Genomic DNA, 24,153 nt, shown 5'->3' with positions numbered 1-24,153 from the left:
CCCGGCATTTGTTTCCGGGGTGGGCCAGCAGGCCGGACACTCGCCCGGTCGCAGCCGTCGAGACGATTCAGTCGCGCCAGATCAGGCTGGCGAAGCGCCCGGTGCGGGCGGCACGGCGATAGGAATAGAAGCGCGGGTCGCTGACGGTGCAATAACCACCACCGAAGACGGCGGTGACGCCGCAGGCAGCCAGGTGCAGCCGGGCAAGCTGATAGATGTCAGCCATGAAACGGCCGGCGTTGCGGCTCGGAGAAAAGGCCTCGACGGCGGCGGCATGCTGGGAAACGAAGGCGTCGCGCACTTCAGGTCCGACCTCGAAGGCATCTGGACCGATGGCCGGACCGAGCCAGGCCAGCAACTGGTGTCCCGGCGCATCCATAGCCGCCACGGTCGCCTCCAGTATCCCACCGGCCAACCCGCGCCAGCCGGCATGCGCGGCGGCCACGCGCGAACCCGCGCGATCACAGAACAATACCGGCAGGCAATCGGCGGTCAGTACCGCGCAGGCGACGCCGGCTTCGCTGGTCCAGCAGGCATCCGCAGTCAGCCGCTGACGAGGAGTGGCCTCGATGACGGCACTCGAATGCACCTGATTCATCCACGCCGGCTCGCAAGCGAGCACTCGCCGCAGCCGTCGCCGATTGGCGGCCACGTCGTCTGGCGCGTCGCCGACATGATCGCCCAGGTTGAAGCCATCGAAAGGCGCCTGACTAACCCCTCCCTCACGGGTGGTGACGCACGCGCGGATGCACGAAGGCGCAGGCCACTCGGGGCGAATCCAGTCGGCTGGCCAATCGTTCATCCTATGAACGCCTCGCGATCCTGTTGCAGCAACGTCAACAACCAGACGAAGTCATCCGGCAATGGCGACTCCCATTTCAGCCGTTCGCCGCTGACCGGGTGGTCCAACTCGAGAAACCGCGCATGCAGCGCTTGCCTCGGGAAGTCCTTGAGGGTCTGAACCATGGTCGGATTTGCCGCAGGCGGAATGCGGAAACGCCCGCTGTAAAGCGGGTCCCCGACCAGCGGATAGCCGAGGTGCGTCATGTGTACGCGAATCTGATGGGTACGCCCGGTCTCCAGCTTGACCCGCACGTGGGTGTGCGAGCGGAAGCGCTCCAGGACGCGGTAATGGCTGACCGCGGGCTTGCCGCCCTCCACCACCGCCATGCGCTGGCGCTGCTGACCATGGCGTCCGATCGGCGCGTCAACGGTACCGCCGGTGATGATTACGCCGATCACAATGGCCTCGTAGATGCGGCTGACACTGCGCGCCTGCAGCTGTTCGACCAGGCGCGTCTGGGCCTGCAGCGTCTTAGCGACGACCATCAGTCCGGTGGTGTCCTTGTCCAGGCGATGAACGATGCCAGCACGCGGCACGTTGATGATGTCTGGTACGTGATGCAACAGCGCGTTGAGCAGCGTCCCGTCGGCATGGCCCGCGGCTGGATGCACCACGAGACCGGCGGGCTTGTTCAGCACGAGGATGTGTTCGTCCTCGAACACGATATCCAGCGCAATGTCCTGTGCCACCCACTCCCCCTGAGCCTGTTGCTCGGCGGACAGTTCCAGCATCGCGCCTGCGTGCACCGTGTCGCGAGGACGCAGCACGGCTCCGTCGACCGTGAGCCGCCCTTCCTTGATCCAGGCTGACAGGCGCGAACGGGAGTGCTCCGAAAACAGTTGCGCCGCGACCTGATCGAGGCGCTGCCCGCCAAGGTCGAACGGCACCTCGGCGCTAAGATGAATGGCCTGAGTGGAGAGCGTGGACATAATTAAGGGCGCTTCATAAGTAGGAAGAGGCAGAACGCGGCGGTTCGGCCAGAAGATGGCGATCAGGCTACGGCTGGCAAAGATGGACGCGATGCCTGGCAACTGGCCTGCCGCGCGAATGGCGACTCGACGACGGCGCCGCATGCTTCGGCAGCGGCGCGGCGGAGCTTTTGGTTTCGGCCACACGCTTGTGTTTAAATACCGCGTCTTTGTCCCGGCCAGCCGGGGCGCCCATCATAACAGGACGGCTTCGCGCGAGACAGCCAGCCGTCACAGGGACGCAAGCCGCCATGCAAGTGAAACACCTGCTGCTGATCGCCATTTTCGCCCTAACCGCTGCCTGCTCATCGAACGAAACCATTAGCGAAAACCTTGGCGAAGCGGAACTGTACCGGCAGGCACAGGCCGACCTGGACAACAAGAGCTACACCAGCGCCATCAACAAGCTGAAGGCCCTGGAGTCACGCTATCCCTTCGGCCGTTTCGCCGAGCAGGCGCAGCTGGAATTGATCTACGCCTACTACCGCAACACGGAGCCGGAAGCCGCTCGCTCGTCCGCCGAGCGCTTCATCCGCCTGCACCCACAGCATCCGAGCGTCGACTACGCCTACTACCTGAAAGGCTTGGCGTCCTTCGATCAGGATCGCGGACTGCTGGCGCGCTTCCTGCCGCTGGACATGACCAAGCGCGACCCCGGAGCGGCGCGTGACTCGTTCAACGAGTTCGCGCAACTGACCACACGCTACCCCAACAGCCGCTACGCGCCCGATGCCAAGGCTCGGATGATTTATCTGCGCAACCTGCTGGCCGCCAACGAAATTCATGTCGCCGACTATTACCTGCGCCGCCAGGCTTATGTAGCAGCCGCCAACCGAGGCCGTTACGTCGTGGAAAACTTCCAGGGCACACCGTCGGTCGGTGACGGACTGGCAGTGATGACCGAAGCCTATCAGCACATGGGCTTGAACGATCTGGCTGACTCCAGCCTGGAAACGCTCAAACTCAACTACCCGGACCATCCCAGCCTCGAAGATGGCGAGTTCGTACCGCGCGAAAAGGAGGCCGACAACCGGAGCTGGCTGTCCCGTGCCACGCTCGGGCTGATCGAGACCGAAACCAAGGCGCCGGACGTGTCTCAATCCAACCGCGACGTGGTGCGCCAGTATGAAAATGCCGCGCAGGACCTGCCTGATGAACTGCGCCCGGTCTTGAAGGAAGCGGAAGCCGAAGCGGCTGAAGAAGAAGAGCGTAAAGGCCGCTCCTGGTGGAGCTACCTGACCTTTGGCCTGTTCGACTGATCGCCCTGTCGCAGCCTGCCGAACCCGGCAGGCCCCTCATGGCTTAGCCAGGAAGTAGAGATATGGGGCTGTTTCGCCTGTTGTTCTGGGTCATTCTGATCGCTGCCGCCGTCTGGCTATGGCGTCGCCTGACCCGTAAGCCGACGCCGACCGGCAAACCACAACACACCACCCTGCCCATGGTCCGCTGCGCTGAATGCGGCGTCCATCTGCCACGGGACCAGGCGCTGCAGCGCCATGACCGCTGGTACTGCAGCCAGGCGCATCTGGATCAGGGCAGCGCTTCGGGTGACAACTGAGGGCCTGACGTTTCTCAAGTATCAGGGCCGTCGAATCCTTCGGCTCTACCACCTCTATCGGGTCGCAATTGGCCTGGTGCTGGTGCTGCTGATCAGCAGCGATCTGCACAACGATCTGATGCACATGATCAACCCGGCGGCGTTTCACTACGGCGCCTGGCTATACTTGATTCTCAACATTCTCATCGCGGTACTGCTGCAGAACCCCAAACGCGAACTACCGGTGCTGGCGCTTGCGCTGCTGGACGTCACCTTGCTAGCGGCCCTGTTCTACTTTGCCGGGGGCACACCGAGTGGAATCGGCAACCTGCTGATCGTCGCGGTCGCCATCGCCAATATTTTGCTACATGGGCGCATCGGCTTTTTCATCGCCGCGGTGGCCGCCACCGGCCTCATCTATCTGACGTTCTACCTCAACCTCCGCGACAGCGCGGCGAGCAGCCAGTATGTGCAGGCGGCCGCACTCGGCACGCTATGCTTTGCCGCGGCGCTGCTGGTGCAAGGGCTGACCAGGCGGCTTCAGGTCAGTGAAAGCCTGGCGCGCCAACGCGCCGAGGAGGTCGCCAATCTCGAAGCGCTGAATGCCCAGATCCTGCAGCGGATGCGCACCGGGATTCTCGTTCTCGATCCGCAGGAGCGCGTCCTGCTGGCCAATCAGGGCGCCCTGGAATTGCTGGGGCAACAGGACCTGACCGGCGAACGCCTGGCCCCTCGTTGCCCCGACCTGCTCAAGGCGCTGCAGCAATGGCGCGACAACCCGACCCTGCGGCCACGCAACTTCAAGGCCAAACCGGATGGCGCCACGCTGCAGCCGAGCTTCGCCATGTTGCAGCACGGCGAAGCGCAGGACACCCTGGTCTTCCTCGAGGACATCTCGCAAATCACGCAAAAGGCACAGCAGCTCAAACTCGCCTCCCTGGGCCGACTCACGGCAAGCATCGCCCACGAGATCCGCAACCCACTCGGCGCCATCAGCCACGCCGCCCAATTGCTGCAGGAGTCCGAAGCGCTGGATCCCGCCGACCTGCGCCTCACGCAGATCATCCAGGACCATTCGCGACGCATGAATCTGGTCATCGAAAACGTGCTGCAACTGTCGCGGCGGCGTCAGGCCGAGCCACAGCTGCTCGATTTGAAATACTGGATTCATCGGTTCGCCAGCGAATTTCGCGAAACGCTACCGGCCAACCAGAGCTTGCACGTGGAAACCCTGGGCAGCTCGCTGCAGACCCGCATGGACCCCAACCAGCTCATTCAGGTGCTGACCAACCTGGTACAGAACGGCTTGCGCTACAGCGGTCAGCAGCACCCACAGGCACAGGTTTGGCTGCGCGTGTTTCGCGACGAAACCAGCGACCTGCCGGTACTGGAGATACTCGACGACGGTCCGGGCGTAGCGCCCGAACAACTGCAGAACATCTTCGAGCCGTTCTTCACGACCGAAAGCAAAGGCACCGGCCTGGGCCTGTATATTTCCCGAGAGCTATGCGAGAGCAATCAGGCGCGCCTGGACTATCGTGAACGAGACGAAGGGGGCAGCTGTTTCCGCATCGTCTTCGCCCACCCGCGCAAGCTGGGCTGAGGCCAACCGAGGGGCAACAGGTCACACATCGACCACGGTGGCGGTACAAATCCCGTCCCGCGGCGTTAACATTGCGGCCCGCGCCATTCACCGCCAGCGAAGAAAGACCGAGACCCATGACCGCCCGCCAGAAAGCGTTGATCATCGATGACGAACCCGACATCCGGGAACTCCTGGAGATCACCCTCGGGCGCATGAAGCTCGACACCCGCAGCGCGCGCAACCTCAAGGAAGCACGCGAGTGCCTGGCCCGTGAGCACTACGACCTGTGCCTCACCGACATGCGTCTGCCCGATGGCTGCGGGCTGGAACTGGTGCAGTTCATTCAGCAGCAGTACCCACAGATGCCCGTGGCGATGATTACCGCCTACGGCAGCCTCGATACCGCCATCGGTGCGCTCAAGGCCGGTGCTTTCGACTTTCTCACCAAACCGGTGGATCTGGCCCGTTTGCGCGAACTGGTCAACACCGCGCTTCGGCTTCGCAGCCCGAACCCCGACGCATTGACGGTCGACAGTCGCTTGCTCGGCGCGTCACCGCCGATGAACCTGTTGCGCAAACAGATCGGCAAACTGGCGCGCAGCCAGGCGCCGGTCTATATCAGCGGCGAATCCGGGAGTGGCAAGGAGTTGGTGGCGCGGCTGATCCATGAACAAGGCCCGCGCCACGAGCGGCCCTTCGTGCCGGTCAACTGCGGCGCGATCCCGTCGGAGCTGATGGAAAGCGAATTCTTCGGGCACAAGAAAGGCAGCTTCACCGGCGCCATGGAAGACAAGCCGGGGCTGTTCCAGGCAGCAAATGGCGGCACCCTGTTTCTCGACGAAGTCGCTGATCTTCCCCTGCCGATGCAGGTGAAGTTGTTGCGAGCGATCCAGGAAAAGGCGGTGCGTTCGGTCGGAGGCGCCAAGGAGGTGGTCGTCGACGTGCGGATTCTCTGCGCCACGCACAAGGACCTCGCCAGCGAAGTCGCGGCGGGCCGTTTCCGCCAGGACCTGTACTACCGGCTGAACGTCATCGAGCTGCGTGTGCCGCCCCTGCGCGAGCGTCGCGAGGACATTGCGCAGTTGGCCGACGTCATGCTCCGTCGCCTCGCCAGCGACTGTGGCGACACGGCCGCAAGGCTGCACCCCGATGCGCTGGCAAAGCTGCAAAGCTACCGGTTTCCCGGCAACGTGCGGGAACTGGAAAACATGCTGGAACGCGCCTACACACTCTGTGAAGGCGAGGAGATCAAACCCAGCGACCTGCGCCTGTCCGACGCGCCGGGCGTACCGGAGCATGGCGAAGCGAGCCTGGCGCAGATCGACAATCTGGAAGACCACCTCGAGGAGGTGGAGCGCAAGCTGATCATGCAGGCCCTGGAAGAAACCCGCTGGAACCGCACCGCCGCGGCTCAACGGCTGGGTTTGTCGTTCCGCTCGATGCGTTATCGCCTGAAAAAACTCGGATTGGATTGAGCGGCAGGCGTTGCGTTACGCCACCCTATGCCGGGTGGCGCCTGCCGCCTACGCTTGAATGCGCTAGCCCTGCGACAGCAGATTACGCAGATCGATGATCGCCGCATTAGCGCGCGAAATGTAGTTGGCCATCACCAACGAATGGTTGGCCAACACGCCATAGCCACTGCCGTTGAGCACCATCGGGCTCCAGAGGGGCTCCTGAGCGGCCTCAAGCTCACGAATGATCTGCCGGACGCTGATCGCCGCATTCTTCTTGGCCAGCACGTCGGCAAAGTCGATCTCTATGGCGCGCAACAGATGTGACAAGGCCCACGCCTGCCCTCGCGCCTCGTAAAACACGTTGTCGATCTGCAACCACGAGGTCTCGACACGCTGCTCTTCGAGCACCGGCTGGGTGCCCTCTGGCTGCAGCTCCGGCGCCACCTGCGCATCCAGGCGAACCCGGCCAACGCTGGCGGAAAGCCGCTGGGACAGCGAACCCAGCCGCGTGCCCACGTCGCCCAGCCAGTTATTCAGGTTGTCGGCGCGCGAATAGAATTGCGCCTTGGGCGATGGATCGCTCAAGCGCGCCAGGTAGCGGTCCAGATAGCGAATACCGTTGCGGTATTCAGACTCGCTGGCCGGCAGGGCCCAGCTACGATTGTCGAAATTGAACAACGGCTCGGCCTTCGACAGATCCGCGTCCTCCGTCGACTGCGATTGGGAACGAGCGAAATCCTTGCGCAGCGCGCGGCTCAGATCTCGCACCTGCACCAGCACGCCGTACTCCCAGCTCGGCATGTTATCCAGCCACAAGCCAGGAGGAGCGATGTCGTTGCTCAGATAACCGCCCGGCTTGTCCAGCAGCGTGCTGGCGACGCGCTTGAGCGTCTCGACCGTCGTGTAGCCGTTGACGATCTGCCGCTGCGAAGCATCCGCAGCCTGGCGCACGTGTTGCGGCACGGCAAAGCGATCTGGCTCGGCGCTCCAATACCAACCGATCAGCAGTGCTACCAGGAGATAGAGCCCGACCACCACGGCCAGTGCCAGCATCAGCGGATTGCGACCCGCCCCCTCCCCGCTGGCGGTGTTTCCCGACGAGCCGAAGCGGCCAAGGCGGTTCTTCCAATCCAACATGAGCATCAGTCCTTATTTCGGAATTCAACGATTCGACCACCGGTCACTGAACTTGTCGCGGCGTGTGAACCACTATAACGCAGCTGCTCCTTGGCGAGTCCCATAATGAGAACCAGGCCGCCTAAGCGGAGCCTTTGCAACAGACCGAACAGTGGTAGCATGCTGCCACTACAGCGATTCTGAACACGCTGTGGCAGTGGGCCCAGGGAACCGGACATGTCGGATCAGGAAGAACTAAAGCAACACTTCGCGCAACGGGTCATCCACCAGGCACGAGAGGTGCTCGAGGTCTGGCAGCAGCTGCAACGCAGCGAGTGGAACGACAGCTACCGTACCGCCCTAGCCGACGCCAACCAGCGCTTGCGACGGTTTGCCGAACGTTTCGGACAGGCCGAGCATCAGCAGCTCGCCATGGGTATCGACGACTGCCTGGTCGACATCAACGACAATCGCGGGCGTCTGTCGAGCCACACCATTGCCACGCTCAGCCAACTGATCTACCGACTCGCGCGCACCGGCCTGAACCATGGCGACCCACGCGGGCAATCCGGCTACGTTCCGCCGCTGAGCAAACCGGTCTACATCGCGCTGCAAGACCATGAGCGTGCCAGCCATGTGGTGCGCCAGCTCGAATTCTTCAGCATGACGGCGCGAGCCTTCGCCAACGACAGCGAGTTCCGCGCCGCCATGCATGAACGCCACCCCGCCGCCCTGGTCATGGACGTCGACTTCAACGGACCCGGCGAGGGCCTGAAACTCGCCGAACGCGTGCAACAAGGGCTCGAGGAGAAATTGCCGCTGATCTTCTTCAGCCACGCGGAGACGGACACGCCCATGCGTCTGGCCGCCGTGCGGGCCGGCGGGCTGGAGTTCTTCACCGGCGCCCTGGACGCGTCCAGCCTGCTGGAAAAGGTCGAGATATTCACCCGTACCGCGCATTACGAACCCTTTCGCGTGCTTATCATCGACGACTCTCGTGCCCAGGCAACGCATACCGAACGGGTGCTGAACAACGCCGGAATCATCACCCGGACGCTCAACGAACCGATCCAGGCCATCACCTACCTGGCTGAATTCCAGCCAGACCTGATCATCCTCGACATGTACATGCCCGACTGCATGGGCACCGAGCTGGCCAAGGTCATCCGCCAGCATGAGCGCTATGTGAGCGTGCCGATCATTTATCTCTCAGCCGAGGACGACCTGGACAAACAGCTCGATGCGATGAACGAAGGGGGCGACGACTTCCTCACCAAGCCGATCAAGCCCAGCCACCTGATCGCCACGGTCCGCACCCGCGCCGAGCGGGCGCGCAACCTGAAGGCGAGAATCGTGCGCGACAGCCTCACGGGGCTCTATAACCATACGCACAGCTTGCAGTTGCTCGAAGACGCCAGCTCGCGAGCACGCCGCGATGGCCGCTCCCTCTGCTTCGCCATGATCGATATCGATCATTTCAAGAAGGTCAACGACACCTACGGGCACCCGATGGGCGACCGGGTCATCAAGAGCCTCGCCCTGTTCCTCAAGCAACGTCTGCGCAAGACCGACCATATCGGCCGGTATGGTGGCGAGGAATTCGCAGTGGTGCTCCCCGATACCTGTGCGCGGGACGCCATGAAAGTCCTTGACGAGATTCGCCAGCGCTTTGCCGAGATCCGCTATCCGGCGCAGCCGGCCGACCTCTGCTGCACTTTCAGCTGCGGCATCGCCGAGCTCACCGCCGAGGCCGACATCAAGACCCTGACGCAGCAGGCAGACGAAGCCCTTTACCGCGCCAAGCATGGCGGTCGTAACCGGGTCGAGCGGTACACCCTGTCACATGAGTGACATCAAATAGCCATACATTGCTGACCTCCCCATCGACCGGAGGTCAGGATGCGCCTGAAGTCGCTAACCACGCTCAATACACTGCTGCTCGTGACGATCTGTCTCGCGCTCGGCGCCACGCTCTGGTGGTCAGAGCAGGCGCTGGCGCGCCCCTATGCACTGATGGAGCGCTACCTCAATCTTTCCCAGCGCTTCCAGACCGAGGTTGCGAGCAACATCCAGGGCTACCTGAGCAGCGGTGATGCAGTGCAACACAAGGCGGCGTTGACGACGCTCGAACAGCTCGCACCCAGCGTCTCCACGCTGCCCAAGGCTTTCTCCGAACGACTGCAACCCGCCCTGGAACAGCTCCAGCGGTTCGCAACGACCGAACTGCTCGCCGCGGGAAAATTGGCGGGCGATCCGACCGGATTGCTGTCTCAAGCCGAGCGGGAAATGGCGGCGGCACTGGAACAACTCGATCAGTACGCGATGAGCAGCGACCGGCCTGCTGCCGCCCGCTACCGCCAACCGCTGTTCGACGCCAGCCGTCAGCTGCTCCGTCTCAGCCATGCGCGGGCCAAACTGAGCGACGGTGGCGGCGACCGCGCGACCGATGCCGAACTGTCGCTGCAGGCGCTAGACAAAGCCATGGCAACGCTCGAAGCGCTACCGCTGCTGAATGTGATGAGCGAGCAGGCGTCGGGCGCCAGCGCCTTCGCAGCGCTGCTGGATCTCGACAGTTCGTCATCGGAGCAGCCATCGGAAGACCAAGGCATCGCGCTCAAGCGCGAGCTTGCCAGCCTGATCAAACGCTATCCCGGCGAGCTGCAGCGTACACGCGCACTGATCGAGCAACGGACCCAGCTGATGCACGCCACGGGTCAGCGGGTCGCCGCTCTGCAAGCCGCGCTGGACGAGCTCGAGCCGGCGATTCGCGCAGAGCACGGTCGCATCCAGGCGGAGGTGCGGCTGATCCAGGGCGCGATCATTCTCCTTATCCTGCTGATCGCACTGGCCATTGATCGCTTGCAACGGCGACTGACCCAATCCCTCTCAGCGCTGGTGCCCGCGCTTTGTACCTGGGCCAGCGGCGACTTCCGCGCGCCCATCGTCCTGCGCACCACGACTCGGGAGCTGAACGAAATCGAGGGCTCGCTCAGTCAACTGCGCGGTTATCTGCTGACGCTGGTCGGTACCCTGCGTCAGCATGCCGGAGCCGTGACCGGCAATAGCCAAAGCCTGGCCGAACTGAGTGGTGACCTGCACCAGAGTGCCAGCCATCAGTGCAGCGATACCGGACAGATTCGCGATGCGCTGGAGGAGCTGGAGGCGACCATCCGCGAGGTCGCGCGCAGCGCCGAGCAGACGGCAGCAGCCGGGCAGGCTGCCGGCCAGGCGGTCAATCAGGGGCAGGCGGTCATCCGCAACAGCCTGACCGGGCTGCACGATCTGGTCAGCGAAGTGCAGGACAACGCCTCGGCCATCGGTCGCCTGGCCGAAGAAACAGGCACCATCGGCAAGGTGCTGACGGTGATTCGCTCGATCGCCGAACAGACCAACCTGCTGGCGCTGAACGCCGCGATCGAAGCCGCCAGAGCCGGTGAGCAGGGCCGTGGCTTCGCCGTGGTCGCCGACGAAGTGCGCACGCTGGCTCAGCGCACCAGTGGCGCCACCGAGGAGATCCAGTTACTGATCGGTGGCCTGCAATCCGCCGCGCAACAATCGGTACAGGCCATGCGGACTCAGGTGGTACACGCCGAGGCGACCGCCGAGTTGGCCGAAACAGCCGATGCGGCGCTGAACCAAATTGTGGTCACCATCGGATCGATCGGGCAGATGGCCGCCCAGATCGCGCTTGCCACCGCCCAACAAGGTGAGGCGGTAAGCGAGATCCGTGGCCATAGTGAACGCATCCATCAGCTCGGTGACCGCAACCTGAAGCACATCAGCCAAGGGCGCGCGCAGAGCGAACAGATGTTGCATCTGGCCGGCGAACTGAATCAGGCCACACTGGCCTTCCAGGGCTGAGCGCCCCGCGAGCCGCTGTGCGAATAGCGCAGCGGCTCGCCGACCTCAGCGCGGAGCGGCGGGGCGCTGTGACGGCTTGCGGTTCTTGCCGGACGGTTTGCCGCCACCGGCTGCGGCCTTGCGCCGGGCCTCGGCAGCCGCCTTGGCCTGCTCGCGTTTATCCCAGGCATTGCCGTCGTGGCTGCGTGGTGGCAGTCCGTTGTGCTGGGTGAGAATCTTGCCGCCCTGCCCGGCCTTCTTGCTGCCGACCGGGGTGGAATTCTTGCGCCGGGCGCTCTGGTAGCTACCGTCACTGGCCGGCTGGTGCGCCGGGATCAGCTGGTGCTTGCCGCTGCCAATCAGGTCAGCGCGCCCCATGCGAATCAACGCCTCGCGCAACAACGGCCAGCCCTTGGGATCGTGATAGCGCAGGAAGGCCTTGTGCAAACGGCGCTGCTCCTCGCTCTTGACGATGGTGACGCCCTCGCTCTTGTAGGTCACCTTGCGCAGCGGGTTCTTGCCGGTGTGGTACATGGCCGTCGCCGAGGCCATGGGCGATGGGTAGAACGCCTGCACCTGGTCGGCACGGAAGCCGTTGGCCTTGAGCCACAGAGCGAGGTTCATCATGTCCTCGTCGGTGGTGCCGGGATGCGCGGCGATGAAGTACGGGATCAGGTATTGCTCCTTGCCCGCCTCCTTCGAGAACTTCTCGAACATCCGCTTGAAGCGATCATAGGTGCCGATGCCCGGCTTCATCATCTTGTCCAGCGGACCACGCTCGGTGTGCTCCGGGGCGATCTTCAGGTAGCCGCCGACGTGGTGGGTGACCAGCTCCTTGACGTACTCCGGCGACTCCACGGCGAGGTCGTAGCGCAGGCCGGAGGCGATCAGGATCTTCTTCACACCCGGTAGCGCGCGTGCCTTGCGGTACAGCTCGATCAGCGAGCTGTGATCGGTATCGAGGTTCTCGCAGATACCCGGGAACACGCAGGACGGCTTGCGGCAGTGCTTCTCGATGTCGTGGCTCTTGCAGGCCAGGCGGTACATGTTGGCGGTCGGCCCACCGAGGTCGGACACCACGCCGGTGAAGCCCGGCACGTTTTTCATTTCCTCGATCTCGTGCAGGATCGACTCGTGGGACCGGCTCTGGATGATGCGCCCCTCGTGCTCGGTGATCGAGCAGAAGGTGCAGCCACCGAAGCAGCCGCGCATGATGTTCACCGAAAAGCGAATCATCTCGTAGGCCGGGATCTTCGCCCCGTTGTACGCCGGGTGCGGCACGCGCGCGTAGGGCGCGGCGAACACGTAGTCCATTTCCTCGGTGGTCAGCGGGATCGGCGGCGGGTTGAGCCACAGTTCGCGATCATCGTGGCGCTGCACCAGCGCACGGGCGTTGCCGGGATTGGTTTCCAGGTGCAGCACCCGGTTGGCGTGGGCATAGAGTGCCGGATCGTTGCGCACCTTCTCGAAGGACGGCAGGCGGATGACTGTACGGTCGCGTTCCAGCTTCGGATGCGGCAGCAGTTCGACCGGCTTGGCCTCGTTCGGGTCGTCCTGCGGGCCCTTTTCCTTCTCGATGGCGCAGGCAGAAAGGTCCTGGGTATTGACGTAGGGGTTGATGATCTTGTCGATCTTGCCCGGCCGGTCAATGCGCGTGGAATCGATCTCGAACCAGCCTTCGGGCGTGTCCTTGCGGATAAACGCGGTGCCGCGCACATCGGTGATGGCCTCGATCGGCTCGCCACGGGCCAGGCGCTGCGCCACCTCGACGATGGCCCGCTCGGCGTTGCCATAGAGCAGGATGTCGGCTGTGGCATCCATCAGGATCGAGCGGCGCACCTTGTCCGACCAGTAGTCGTAATGGGCGATACGGCGCAGCGAGGCCTCGATGCCGCCAAGCACCACCGGCACGTGCTTGTAGGCTTCTTTGCAGCGCTGGCTGTAGACCAGGCTGGCGCGATCCGGCCGCTTGCCGGCCAGTCCACCCGCGGTGTAAGCGTCGTCGGAGCGAATCTTGCGATCGGCGGTGTAGCGGTTGATCATCGAGTCCATGTTGCCGGCGGCGACGCCGAAGAACAGGTTCGGCTCGCCGAGCTTCATGAAGTCGTCTTTGCTCTGCCAGTCGGGCTGGCTGATGATGCCCACGCGGAATCCTTGCGCTTCCAGCAGGCGACCGATGATTGCCATGCCGAACGACGGATGGTCGACGTAGGCGTCCCCGGTAACGACGATGATGTCGCATGAATCCCAGCCGAGCTGATCCATCTCCTCCCTGCTCATCGGCAGGAACGGCGCCGGACCGAAACACTCGGCCCAGTACTTGGGATAGTCGAACAGTGGCTTGGCTGCGTGCATGGCGAGAAAACCGGGGCAACGAAAACGGGCGCGGAATATAGCACAAAAAATGATCAAGCCCGACCATTACACAAGGTCTTTCTCGGTCCGGACGACAGGCGCGCACGTCCACCGCCCAGCCCGTATACTCGCGCGACCCAGACAACGCTTCGAGTTCGGGAGTTCCCGATGCGCGCAACTATTTTTGCCTTGCTCCTCAGCCTTTGCGGCCTCGCCAGCGTTCAAGCCGAGACCATCGATCTCGGCGCCGCGGACAGCGGGCGCAGCCTCAACGCGCAGATCGAACTGCTCGAGGATCCAGGCGCCCAGCTGAGCATCGCGCAGTTACAGGCACCCGAGATGCAGGCGCGTTTTCAGCCCGCACAGGGCAAGGCCAGCGTTGGGCAGAGCCCGAACCCGTGGTGGATTCGGGTCAGCCTCCAGCGCACCAGCGATGCGCCGCAGCAATGGTGGCTGGAGGTCGGCTCGGTAACCCTGAAGGACCTGCGTCTCTACCTGCCCGACGGCAAGGGCGGCTGGATGGAGCGGCAGTCCGGTGAACTGGTCGGGTTCAACGAGGGCCGCGATCACTCCTATCGGCGCATGCTTTTCCGGCTTCCGCCACTCAGCGACCAGCAAGCGTTGACCTTCTACCTGCGCAGCTACGACCCGGCGGGTAATTCCTTTCCGCTCAAGGCCTGGCAGCTCGACGCGCTACAAGAGCAGGCGGTGGGTGAAAACCTGTTTCTCGGCCTGATCTACGGCGTCATTCTGGCGATGCTGCTGTACAACCTGTTCATCTTCCTCAGCCTGCGTGACAGCGCTTATTTCTGGTACGTGATGACCACCAGCGGCGCGCTGCTGATGATCCTGGCGATGACCGGCCACGGCTTTCAGTACCTCTGGCCGGAGGGTCCGGTCCCGTTCTGGCTCGACCGCATCAGCATCCCGGCGCTGTGGGGCTTCAGTGCCTGCCGCTTCACCCAGATGCTGTTGCAGACGCGCCAGTTCGTGCCTTGGGCGCACCGCCTGCTGAGCTTGGCGCTGACGCTGTATGCCACCGCCGTGTTGCTCGATGCCTTCGGCTGGCGTGCGTTCGGTGCCTGGGTCTTCGTCGTGCTGGCGCTGACGGCGATTCCCGCTTCGCTGTGGGCGTCCTTCCGTCGCTGGCGTCAGGGCTACTTCCCCGCGCTGCTTTATCTGCTCGGCTTTGGCGTGATCCTGGGCAGCGTCAATCTGCTTCTGCTGCGGGCCACAGGCGTGGTTCAGCCGGCGCCCTGGAACGCTTACCTCTTTCCACTGGCCGTAACGGCTGAATCGATTCTGTTCTCCTTCGCCCTGGCTTACCGCATCCAGATCCTCAAGCAGGAACGGGCTGCGGCACTGGAACATGCCGACCAGGAAAAGAGCGCGCGTCTGAAGCAGGTTCAAGCCAGCGCTGAACAGCTCAGCCTGGCAGTCGAAACGCGCACCGCCGAACTCGCCGACGCCAACCGGCATCTCAGCGAGCGAGAGGTCGAGTTGAAGCAGGTTGCCTTCCACGACTCACTGACCGAACTGCCCAACCGGCGCTATCTCATCGAACGCGTCGAGATGGCACTGAGCGATGCTCGGCGCCGTGGCGAGCCCATTGCCCTGCTGCTCATCGATCTGGACCACTTCAAGCCCATCAACGACAACCATGGCCACGACGCCGGCGACCTGCTGCTGCGCGCACTCGGTCAGCGCCTGCGCAGCCTGGTGCGTGGCAATGATATGGCCGCTCGGCTTGGAGGGGACGAGTTCGCGGTACTGCTGACCGGCCCGACCGTCGAGCAGGACGCTGTCCAGATTGCCGAGCGGCTGCTGAACGAGCTGTCGAAGCCCGTGCCCTATGGCGAGATCGGCCTGGCGGTGACGGTCAGCGTCGGCGCTGCGTTCTTTCCACGCCACGCCGACGACTTCTCACAGCTCTACAAGGCTGCCGACGAGGCGCTCTACCGCGCCAAGCATCGAGGTCGCGGCAACTGGGTGCAGCAGGACCAGCAACGGCTACCGGTCGATCAGCCGACGTAGCCTCGTGGCACCCGTCCGGTCACCTTGGTCAGCAATTCGTAGCCGATGGTGCCGCAGGCCTGGGCCAGTTCGTCGATCGGTAGCTGCGCGCCCCATAGCTCCACCGCATCGCCGAGCCGTGCCTGCGGCAGGTCGGTCAGATCGACCGCCAGCATGTCCATCGACACCCGGCCGGCCAGCGGCACGCGCTGGCCATGGATCACCACGCAGGTGCCGGCAGGCGCCGTTCGCGGATAGCCGTCGGCATAGCCACAGCTGACCGTGCCAATCCGCGAGTCGCGCTGCGCCACCCAGCTGGCACCATAGCCCACGCTCTCACCGGCGGGCACTTCACGAATCGCGATCAGCGCGCCAGTCAGGGTCATTGCGGGTTTGAGCCCCAACTCCTGCGCGCTCAGCTCGGCAAACGGCGTGGCGCCATAGAGCATGATGCCTGGGCGAATCCACGCCATGTGGGCCTGGGGCAGCGTCAGCACGGCGGCGGAGTTGGCCAGCGAGCACTGGTCGAAGCCTAGCGCCAGCAATTCACCGTAACGCTCCAGCTGCAATTCCGTCAGTGCATGGCCGCGCTCGTCAGCGCAGGCGAAGTGGCTGATCAGGTTGAGCTCAGCGACCTGCGTCGAGCTTTTGAGCTGAGCATGGCACCGGCGCAGGCCTTCTACGGTGAAACCCAGCCGGTGCATGCCCGAATCCAGTTTCAGCCAGACGTTCAACGGTCGGGGCAGATCGGCGGCCAACAGCCAGTCGGCCTGGCGCTGATCCTGTATCGCCACATCCAGCCCCAACTCGGCGGCGTGCAGGTATTCCGCCGGCTCGAAACAGCCTTCCAGCAGCAAAATCCGCGCATCCGGCGCACTCAGGCGAATGCCTTGGGCTTCTTCCAGGCAGGCCACGGCGAAGCCATCGGCGATCTCACGCAAGCTGGTCACCACCTCAGGCGCGCCGTGCCCGTAGGCGTTGGCCTTGACCACTGCAAAGGCCTGACGACCAGGGGCGCAGCGTTTGGCCAGGGTGTAATTGTGACGAATCGCGGACAGATCGACGGTTGCAACTAGCGGGCGCATGGAGCGGACTCTGCGACGTATGGGAGCCGGTCATCTTAACCTCAGTCCCACAGGCTGCAAGCGCCTGCATCAAACCGAGCTGCAACCTGAATACCGCGAGGCTTCTCACGACAGCGCCCCGCTCGCTGCTCCTGCCCAGCAGGCAGCCGTCTCTGCTGACACCAGGCTGTCAGTAGCACTGCCCTAGAGTTGCCTGCACAGGCCAAAGCGCGCTATCGCCGACGCCGGCCTGCTGACATTTGCCCATTCCATGGAGAGAGAAATGAACGCGATCAACTGGTTCGAACTGTTCGTTAGCGATTTCGAGCGTGCCCGCCGCTTCTATGAGCAAGCCCTGGCAACCACACTGGAGACCATCGAGGGCATGGGCGGACGCATGGCCCTGTTCCCCTACGATCCCGAGCGCGGTGTCGGCGATTGCCTGAGCCACGCACCGGAACAGCAAAGCGGCATCGGCGGCACCCGGGTCTACCTGAACGTCGAAGGGCAGTTGGCTGAGGTCGTGAACCGGGTTCCAGCAGCGGGCGGCGTGATCATTCAGGGCAAGATGTCCATCGCTCCCCATGGCTTCATCGCTGTGATAAAAGACAGCGAAGGCAACGAGGTGGGCCTGCACAGCATGTCCTGAAGGCAGCTGGCCCGGGGCCGAGCACCACTCACCGGGCCACCTCGACCGCCAAGGAAGAGCATGAGACGCGCCGACCGCCTGTTCCAGATCGTTCAGTTCCTGCGCAGCCGCCGCCTGACCACCGCGCAGTGGCTGGCCGAGCGCCTGCAGGTCTCGGTACGCACCATCTACCGCGACATCCAGGATCTTTCGCTCTCCGGCGTACCGCTGGAGGGCGAAGCCGGGGTTGGCTATGTGCTGCGCCAGCCCATGGACCTGCCGCCGCTGATGTTCGAGCGCGAGGAGATCGAAGCCCTGGTGGTCGGCGCGCGCATGGTCAACGCCTGGGCCGACCCCGATTTGCAACGAGCCGCCGAATCGGCGCTGGCGAAGATTCACGGCGTGTTGCCCACCACGCTGCGTGACGAGCTCAACGGCAACCGCCTGTTCGCCCCGGAGGTGAACCTCTACCCGGTGCACTGGTTGGGCCAACTGCGTCAGGCCATCCGTCAACGCCGCAAACTGCAGCTCGCTTACCGCGACGAAAGCGGGCAAGCCAGCCTGCGCTGCATCTGGCCGCTGGGTCTGTTCTTCTGGGGGCAGACCTGGACGCTGTGCAGCTGGTGCGAGCTGCGCAGCGACTTCCGTAACTTCCGTATCGACCGGGTGGCCAGCCTGGAGGACCTCGACGAGACCTTCGACCCGGGCCCCGGACAACGGCTCGAAGACTACCTTGCCCCTTATCTGCGGGGCGAGGGCATGGCGCCGGTCTACCGGTGCTGAATCATTCGTCGTCGAACTGGTAGCTGCCGGGCGCCAGGTTCTCGAAGCGCGAGTACTTACCGAGAAATGCCAGGCGTGTCGTACCGATAGGGCCGTTCCGCTGTTTGCCGATGATGATTTCGGCGACGCCCTTGTACTCCGTTTCCGGGTGATAGACCTCGTCACGGTAGACGAACATGATGATGTCGGCGTCCTGCTCGATGGCGCCGGATTCACGCAAGTCGGAGTTGACCGGGCGCTTGTTTGGGCGCTGTTCGAGCGAGCGGTTCAGCTGCGACAAGGCGATCACCGGGCAGTTGAACTCCTTCGCCAGGCCTTTTAGCGAGCGGGAGATCTCGGAAATCTCGTTGGTTCGGTTATCGCCACTCGAGCCGGGGATCTGCATCAGCTGCAGGTAGTCGACCATGATCATGCCGATCTCGCCATGTTCGCGTGCCAGACGCCGGGTCCGAGCGCGCATTTCCGAAGGCGAGATGCCGGCCGTGTCGTCGATGAACAGCTTGCGATCGTTGAGCAGATTGACGGCCGACGTCAGCCGCGGCCAGTCGTCGTCACTGAGCTTGCCGGTCCGCACCTTGGTCTGGTCGATACGTCCGAGCGAGGCCAGCATACGAATGACGATGGAGTCAGCCGGCATCTCAAGCGAGAACACCAGGATCGCCTTGTCCGAGCGCAGCACCGCATTTTCCACCAGGTTCATCGCAAAGGTGGTCTTACCCATCGAAGGACGGCCGGCGACGATGATCAGATCGGCCGCCTGCAGGCCGCTGGTGGCCTCGTCCAGGTCGGTGAAACCCGTCGACAGGCCGGTAATCGCCTCACCGGCGTTGAACAGCGAATCGATACGATCGATCGCCTTGACCAGGATGTCGTTGATGCCCATCGGCCCGCCCGTTTTGGGACGCGCCTCGGCAATCTGGAAGATCAGCCGCTCGGCTTCATCGAGTATCTCCTCCCCCGTGCGCCCCTGGGGCGCATAGGCGCTGTCGGCAATCTCGTTGCTGATGCCGATCAATTGGCGCAGCGTGGCGCGCTCGCGGATGATCTGCGCGTAGGCCTTGATGTTGGCGACTGACGGCGTGTTCTTCGCCAGTTCACCGAGATAGGCCAGCCCACCCACTTGGGAGAGGTGGCCTTCCTTGTCCAGTTGTTCGGACAAGGTCACCACATCGAACGGCGAGTTGCGTTCGGCCAGGGTGAAAATGGCGCGGAAAATCAGCCGATGATCATGACGATAGAAGTCACCATCGGACACCTGATCGAGCACTCGCTCCCAGGCGTTGTTGTCCAGCATCAATCCGCCAAGCACGGCCTGTTCGGCCTCGATGGAATGCGGCGGCACCTTGAGCGCTGCGGTTTCCAGGTCGTACTGTTGGGGCACACTGATGTCGTTCATGGCACTCGTTAATTCTTCAACGTTCACAAAAACAAAGGGCACGCTCCACTCACGTGGAAACGTGCCCGATGTTACGCGTCAGGCACCAGGGGTGCCAGACGCCGGCCGGTCTCAGCCTGCGATCACGATCAGCTTGACGGTCGCTTCAACGTCGGTGTGCAGGTGCACGGCCACGTCGTACTCACCAACCTGACGGATGGTGCCGTTCGGCAGACGGATTTCGCTCTTGGCCACTTCCACGCCGGAGGCGGTCAGCGCGTCGGCGATGTCATGCGTACCGATGGAACCGAACAGTTTGCCCTCATCGCCTGCGGTAGCAGTGATGGTGACTTCCAGCTCGGCCAGCTGAGCAGCACGCGTTTCGGCAGAAGCCTTACGCTCGGCAGCCGCTTTTTCCAGTTCCGCACGGCGAGCTTCGAACTCGGCGATGTTGGCCGGGGTTGCAGCAGTAGCCTTGCGCTGCGGCAGCAGGTAGTTGCGGCCGTAACCAGACTTGACGTTTACCTTGTCGCCCAGGTTGCCCAGGTTTGCGACTTTTTCCAGCAGGATGACTTCCATTTGAGTCTTACCTCTTTAACTTAACCTTCACCGTTCGCAGGTCCCGCATCGTCATCACGAGATGCCCGACCGCGAAAATCAAACAAGCTGTCGACAATGGCCAAGATGGCCAGTAACGGATAAATCAACTGCATGAACAGCGCCAGCGTGACGTAGAGCCCCACCAGCCAGAACCGCGACATCCGATTCTGTGCGACCAGTCCGTGCACCAGCGCAATGCCGGCGAACACCAGCGGAACACTGCACAGCGGAGCCAGCATCGCCACCTGTACTCCCAGGCTTGGCGCTAACAGCATGCCCGCAAGGAGCACCATCGCCGACGCCGGTGAGAAACGCAGCGCACGAAACTCGAGGCCGAAACCTCCCGGGTTGTACAACAGCGCCTGCCAGTAGCGCCCGAGCATCAGGCTGAGCAGTGTGGTGATCTGCAGCAACGCCGCCAACAAGCCGGTCAGGACCGGTATCAGCAACGCGCCCAGCCGTGCTTGCTCTTGCGCCGAAAGCTGCTGATAGGCATCCGACAGCATGTCGGGCAACACTTTCTGCAACTCGGCAGCGAGCGCCGCAATCGGCTCGCCGAACACCATTCCAAGCGCCCAGGCGTACAACAACCCAAGCCCCACACTGCACAGCATCACTCGGTGCCAGGCGTTCTGGTTACGCAACAGCAGCGCCAACCCGAACGATCCCAACAGCACCAGCAGCGTGCGCGGATCGCCGAAATACCACCAGGCCAGTGCAGGCAACAAAGCCCAGACCAACACACCCAGCGCGTCATTCAACCCGCGACGCAGCAACACCAGGCTTCCCGCCGCAGCGCACAGCCAGAACAACATTGGCAGTGCCGCCGCACCGGCTACCACAACAATCGCTTGCATACGGCCGCGCATGATGAAGTCAGCCAAGGCGCGCATGCGATCTATCCTTTACGTTTGCCGAACAGTTCGATCAACGGCCGTGGCTGTCGGTGTAGGGCAGCAGGGCCAGGAAGCGGGCGCGCTTGATAGCGGTAGCCAGCTGGCGCTGATAACGTGCTTTGGTTCCGGTGATACGGCTAGGAACGATCTTGCCGGTTTCGGAAATGTAGGCCTTCAGCGTGTTGAGATCCTTGTAGTCGATCTCTTTCACGTTTTCTGCAGTGAAACGGCAGAACTTACGACGGCGGAAAAAACGTGCCATGAAATAGGCTCCTCAATAAGTCCGTGGATTACTCGTCAGCGTTGTTGTCGCGGCTGTCGCTGTCACTGTCGTTGTCGGCAGAGTCAGATTCAGGGCGATCACGACGCTCACGGCGCTCGCTGCGGTTTTCCTCGGCCTTGAGCATCTCGGACTGTTCGGTCACGGCTTCGTCGCGACGGATGACCAGGTTACGGATGACGGCGTCGTTGTAGCGGAAGTTGTCTTCCAGCTCGGCCAGTGCCTTGCCGCTGCACTCGACGTTCAGCATCACGTAGTGAGCCTTGTGAACGTTGTTGATGGCGTAAGCCAGCTGACGACGGCCCCAGTCTTCCAGGCGATGGATTTTGCCACCGTCTTCTTCGATCAGCTTGGTGTAACGCTCCACCATGCCGCCAACCTGCTCGCTCTGGTCGGGGTGGACCAGAAAGATGATTTCGTAATGACGCATTGTTGCTCCTTACGGGTTGCAGCCTGCCGCACGAAACGGATCAGGCAAGGAGTGAATGAGTATGTTGTCTTGCCTGCCAGAGAGGCGCGCAAACGCCTGCCATCCGGGCAAGGGGCGCAATTCTAGAGAAGACGGGCCAAGCACGCAAGGCGCATTGGTGATTATTTAACCAGCCTCAGCCCACCGAGCCGGAACGCGACCGCTCGACCTGAATATCGTCGAGCAAGGACCGGACCTGATGGATATCGTAGGGCTTGAGCATGGTCCGCAAGTCCTCGAGGCCTTCATCGCGTGCGCTGATGGCATAGCCGGACGCGATTACCATGCTGAGCGCCGCATCGCGCGCCCTGGCCTGCCGCACCAGCTCGATTCCGCTCATGCCGGTCAGCCCTACATCGGTCAGCAGCACGTCGAAGCGGCGCTTATCGAGCAACTCCAGCGCCGCCTCCGCCGACTCGCAAAGGCTGACATCATGCCCGAGTTCTTCCATCACCTCGCCAGTAAGCATGCGCAACGTCGGATCGTCTTCTACGAACAGAATAGCCAGACCGCCAGGCTGCTCCTGCGCTGCCCCTGCAGCATCCGAAGCGTCGACGGCCGATGGCTCCGCGTGCGATACCCCGACTGCCTCCCGGCGCTCAGCAACGCTACCAGGCAAATAAACCCGGACCGAGGTACCGCGCCCCACCTCGCTGTCGAGCACGACGAAACCGCCACTCTGCTTGACGAAGCCGTAAACCATGCTCAGCCCCAGGCCCGAGGCATTGGCGGCCTGGCGCGTGGTGAAGAACGGCTCGAACGCACGCGACAAGACCTCGGGACTCATCCCTTCGCCTTCGTCGACAACGCTCAGCTCCACGTATGCGCCCGCCGCCAGATCCGGCTGACCTGCAAGCTGTTCGGCAGTCAGCTCGCGGTTGCGCAGACGCAGGGACAAAGCACCTCCCCCCACCATCGCATCCCGGGCGTTGACCGCCAGATTGAGTATCGCCGCTTGCAGATTGCCGACATCGGCGCAAACCGGCCAGAGGCCCGGCTGGGTATCGACATCGACTTGCACTGCCCGGCCCAACGCGCCATTCAACAACTCGCTCATGTCGCCGAGCAGCTCGCCCAGGTCGACCGGCTGCGGCTGAAGCGGCTGGCGGCTGGCGAAAGCGAGCAGCTGGGAAGCCAGACGAGCGCCCTTTTCCACCCCGCCGACTGCCGAATCGAGGCGGCGCTGGGCCGTCTCGTCGGCGCCGATATTGCGGCGTAACAGCTGCAGGTTTCCACCAATGATCTGCAGCATGTTGTTGAAGTCATGGGCGATCCCACCGGTCAGCTTGCCAACCGCCTCGAGCTTCTGTGACTGCATCAGAGCCGCCTCGGCAATGCGTCGCTCGGATTCGCTATGCGTCAATTCCTGTGTTCGCTCACGGACCAGATCCTCCAGTCGCTCACGGTGCGCCTGCAGCTCCTGCTCGTTGCGCCGCTGCTCGGTCACGTCACTGCCCTGAACGAAAATACCGGAGACCTGGCCGTCTCGCTCGAGGACCGGCTGGAACACGAAATCGACGAAGACCTCTTCAGGTGGCATATCGGGACGCCGCTGCAGCATCGCCCGCGTGCCCCTGCCGATGTAGGGCTCGCCGGTTTGGTAGACCTGGTCCAGCAACCCCACGAAGGCCTGCCCCGCCAGCTCAGGCAGACCATCGAGCACCCGCTTGCCGATCAGCTCGCGATGCCCCGTAAGCTGTTGATAGGCCTCGTTGACCAGTTCGAAGACATGTTCCGGACCGCGCAGAAAGCAGATGAAGCCCGGCGCTTGAGCGAACAGCTGGCGCAGCTGATTGCCCTCGTCCTGCATCGATCTGGCGCGAGAAATGATCGAGGCCTCGACCTGCTGCAAGGGCTGGCCGCCGATATCCGCCGAGCGCAGCGACGCTTTCAGCGTCTGCAGTTCGGTAATGTCCATCGTGTGCTGCAAGATGGCAGCGATCTCACCCTGATCGTCGAGCACCGGCGTGTGTGTAGCGCTCCAGTATCGGTCCTGGTGTGGCGCGCCATCCGCCGAGCTCTCGGCGATCGAATAGCGAATGATGGGTAACGTATCGGCCGCCTTGCTGCGCAGCACCCGGGCAAACGATTCCAGCAGTTCGTCGACATGGCTCGTTTCCGGCACCTGCGGGTTGGCCGCGAAGGCCTCATGGATGCGCCGGCCGACAAGATCCTCGAGCGTACGCGACGTCAGCCGCAGATACGCCTCGTTGGCATCCAGAATGGTGAGCGCCGGATCCAACAGCAGATAAGCGTTCGGAGACGTCCTGAACAGTGCCTCGAACGGTGGGCGTTGCGGCATACAACCTCCATGATGCGAGCCGGTAGACGGTCGCGATCAGT

The 24,153-nt window shown here is 63.2% G+C and carries 20 protein-coding genes; 9 read left to right on the top strand and 11 right to left on the bottom strand.

What is annotated here, in order from left to right; genetic code table 11:
- Positions 1-67: 67 nt before the first annotated feature.
- Together pgeF and rluD are read right to left on the bottom strand one after the other, a co-directional pair.
- Complete coding sequence (pgeF, locus tag KVO92_RS14825) at positions 68-802, bottom strand: peptidoglycan editing factor PgeF (RefSeq protein WP_217476325.1); 735 nt, start codon at positions 800-802, stop codon at positions 68-70.
- Positions 799-1,773, bottom strand: a complete 975-nt coding sequence (gene rluD, locus KVO92_RS14820) for a 23S rRNA pseudouridine(1911/1915/1917) synthase RluD (RefSeq protein ID WP_217476324.1) — start codon at positions 1,771-1,773, stop codon at positions 799-801. Before rluD ends, pgeF begins: the two co-directional genes overlap by 4 nt.
- Before the next feature lie 290 nt (positions 1,774-2,063).
- Here rluD and KVO92_RS14815 point away from each other — a divergent pair, with 290 nt between their 5' ends.
- The 4 genes from KVO92_RS14815 to KVO92_RS14800 all read left to right on the top strand — a co-directional run bounded on the left by KVO92_RS14815 (position 2,064) and on the right by KVO92_RS14800 (position 6,409).
- Entirely contained in the window at positions 2,064-3,071 is a 1,008-nt protein-coding gene (locus tag KVO92_RS14815; RefSeq protein WP_217476323.1) for an outer membrane protein assembly factor BamD, read from the top strand.
- 62 nt (positions 3,072-3,133) lie between these two features.
- Positions 3,134-3,370: a PP0621 family protein gene (locus KVO92_RS14810; protein ID WP_217476322.1), complete on the top strand. Its 237-nt coding sequence runs from the start codon at positions 3,134-3,136 to the stop codon at positions 3,368-3,370.
- Complete coding sequence (locus KVO92_RS14805) at positions 3,360-4,952, top strand: sensor histidine kinase (RefSeq protein ID WP_336512642.1); 1,593 nt, start codon at positions 3,360-3,362, stop codon at positions 4,950-4,952. The genes KVO92_RS14810 and KVO92_RS14805 overlap by 11 nt, the downstream gene beginning before the upstream one ends.
- 116 nt (positions 4,953-5,068) lie before the next feature.
- Positions 5,069-6,409: a sigma-54-dependent transcriptional regulator gene (locus KVO92_RS14800; RefSeq protein ID WP_217476320.1), complete on the top strand. Its 1,341-nt coding sequence runs from the start codon at positions 5,069-5,071 to the stop codon at positions 6,407-6,409.
- A 63-nt stretch (positions 6,410-6,472) separates the two neighbouring features.
- On the opposite strand, the gene KVO92_RS14795 is transcribed toward KVO92_RS14800, so the two are convergent.
- Positions 6,473-7,528, bottom strand: a complete 1,056-nt coding sequence (locus KVO92_RS14795; protein WP_217476319.1) for a DUF2333 family protein — start codon at positions 7,526-7,528, stop codon at positions 6,473-6,475.
- 216 nt (positions 7,529-7,744) lie between these two features.
- Between KVO92_RS14795 and KVO92_RS14790 the strand changes: the two genes are divergently transcribed.
- Both KVO92_RS14790 and KVO92_RS14785 read left to right on the top strand, forming a co-directional pair.
- Positions 7,745-9,358 (top strand): response regulator, encoded by a 1,614-nt coding sequence (locus tag KVO92_RS14790; RefSeq protein WP_217476318.1) that lies wholly within the window; start codon positions 7,745-7,747, stop codon positions 9,356-9,358.
- A 48-nt stretch (positions 9,359-9,406) separates the two neighbouring features.
- Entirely contained in the window at positions 9,407-11,368 is a 1,962-nt protein-coding gene (locus KVO92_RS14785; RefSeq protein WP_217476317.1) for a methyl-accepting chemotaxis protein, read from the top strand.
- Between the two features lie 45 nt (positions 11,369-11,413).
- On the opposite strand, the gene KVO92_RS14780 is transcribed toward KVO92_RS14785, so the two are convergent.
- Complete coding sequence (locus KVO92_RS14780; RefSeq protein WP_217476316.1) at positions 11,414-13,702, bottom strand: YgiQ family radical SAM protein; 2,289 nt, start codon at positions 13,700-13,702, stop codon at positions 11,414-11,416.
- A 168-nt stretch (positions 13,703-13,870) separates the two neighbouring features.
- Here KVO92_RS14780 and KVO92_RS14775 point away from each other — a divergent pair, with 168 nt between their 5' ends.
- Positions 13,871-15,736: a diguanylate cyclase domain-containing protein gene (locus KVO92_RS14775; protein WP_217476315.1), complete on the top strand. Its 1,866-nt coding sequence runs from the start codon at positions 13,871-13,873 to the stop codon at positions 15,734-15,736.
- Here the strand turns inward: KVO92_RS14775 and alr are convergent.
- Positions 15,724-16,800 carry an alanine racemase gene (gene alr / locus KVO92_RS14770; RefSeq protein WP_217476314.1) on the bottom strand — a complete coding sequence of 359 codons (1,077 nt, stop codon included), beginning with the start codon at positions 16,798-16,800 and terminating at the stop codon, positions 15,724-15,726. The genes KVO92_RS14775 and alr overlap by 13 nt on opposite strands.
- Before the next feature lie 262 nt (positions 16,801-17,062).
- Here alr and KVO92_RS14765 point away from each other — a divergent pair, with 262 nt between their 5' ends.
- Both KVO92_RS14765 and KVO92_RS14760 read left to right on the top strand, forming a co-directional pair.
- The gene (locus KVO92_RS14765; protein ID WP_217476313.1) at positions 17,063-17,428 is read left to right on the top strand and encodes a VOC family protein; all 366 of its coding nucleotides are present in this window, start codon (positions 17,063-17,065) and stop codon (positions 17,426-17,428) included.
- 60 nt (positions 17,429-17,488) lie between these two features.
- Entirely contained in the window at positions 17,489-18,190 is a 702-nt protein-coding gene (locus KVO92_RS14760) for a helix-turn-helix transcriptional regulator (RefSeq protein WP_217476312.1), read from the top strand.
- Position 18,191: 1 nt separating this feature from the next.
- Here the strand turns inward: KVO92_RS14760 and dnaB are convergent, their stop codons facing one another.
- From dnaB to KVO92_RS14730, 6 genes are all read right to left on the bottom strand, one after another.
- Complete coding sequence (gene dnaB / locus KVO92_RS14755; protein ID WP_021206775.1) at positions 18,192-19,586, bottom strand: replicative DNA helicase; 1,395 nt, start codon at positions 19,584-19,586, stop codon at positions 18,192-18,194.
- Between the two features lie 111 nt (positions 19,587-19,697).
- Positions 19,698-20,144 carry a 50S ribosomal protein L9 gene (gene rplI / locus KVO92_RS14750; protein WP_021206774.1) on the bottom strand — a complete coding sequence of 149 codons (447 nt, stop codon included), beginning with the start codon at positions 20,142-20,144 and terminating at the stop codon, positions 19,698-19,700.
- Positions 20,145-20,164: 20 nt separating this feature from the next.
- Positions 20,165-21,058 carry a hypothetical protein gene (locus KVO92_RS14745; protein ID WP_217476311.1) on the bottom strand — a complete coding sequence of 298 codons (894 nt, stop codon included), beginning with the start codon at positions 21,056-21,058 and terminating at the stop codon, positions 20,165-20,167.
- A gap of 34 nt (positions 21,059-21,092) precedes the next feature.
- Complete coding sequence (gene rpsR, locus KVO92_RS14740; protein ID WP_019340128.1) at positions 21,093-21,323, bottom strand: 30S ribosomal protein S18; 231 nt, start codon at positions 21,321-21,323, stop codon at positions 21,093-21,095.
- Positions 21,324-21,351: 28 nt separating this feature from the next.
- Positions 21,352-21,771 (bottom strand): 30S ribosomal protein S6, encoded by a 420-nt coding sequence (rpsF, locus tag KVO92_RS14735; RefSeq protein WP_122163797.1) that lies wholly within the window; start codon positions 21,769-21,771, stop codon positions 21,352-21,354.
- A 175-nt stretch (positions 21,772-21,946) separates the two neighbouring features.
- Positions 21,947-24,112, bottom strand: a complete 2,166-nt coding sequence (locus tag KVO92_RS14730; protein ID WP_217476310.1) for a PAS domain-containing protein — start codon at positions 24,110-24,112, stop codon at positions 21,947-21,949.
- Positions 24,113-24,153 lie beyond the last annotated feature (41 nt).

This window comes from Stutzerimonas stutzeri (genome assembly GCF_019090095.1).
Taxonomy (GTDB): Bacteria; Pseudomonadota; Gammaproteobacteria; order Pseudomonadales; family Pseudomonadaceae; genus Stutzerimonas; species Stutzerimonas stutzeri_AN.
Note: the sequence above shows the minus strand (reverse complement) of the source record. Positions and strands in the feature narration are given on the sequence as shown.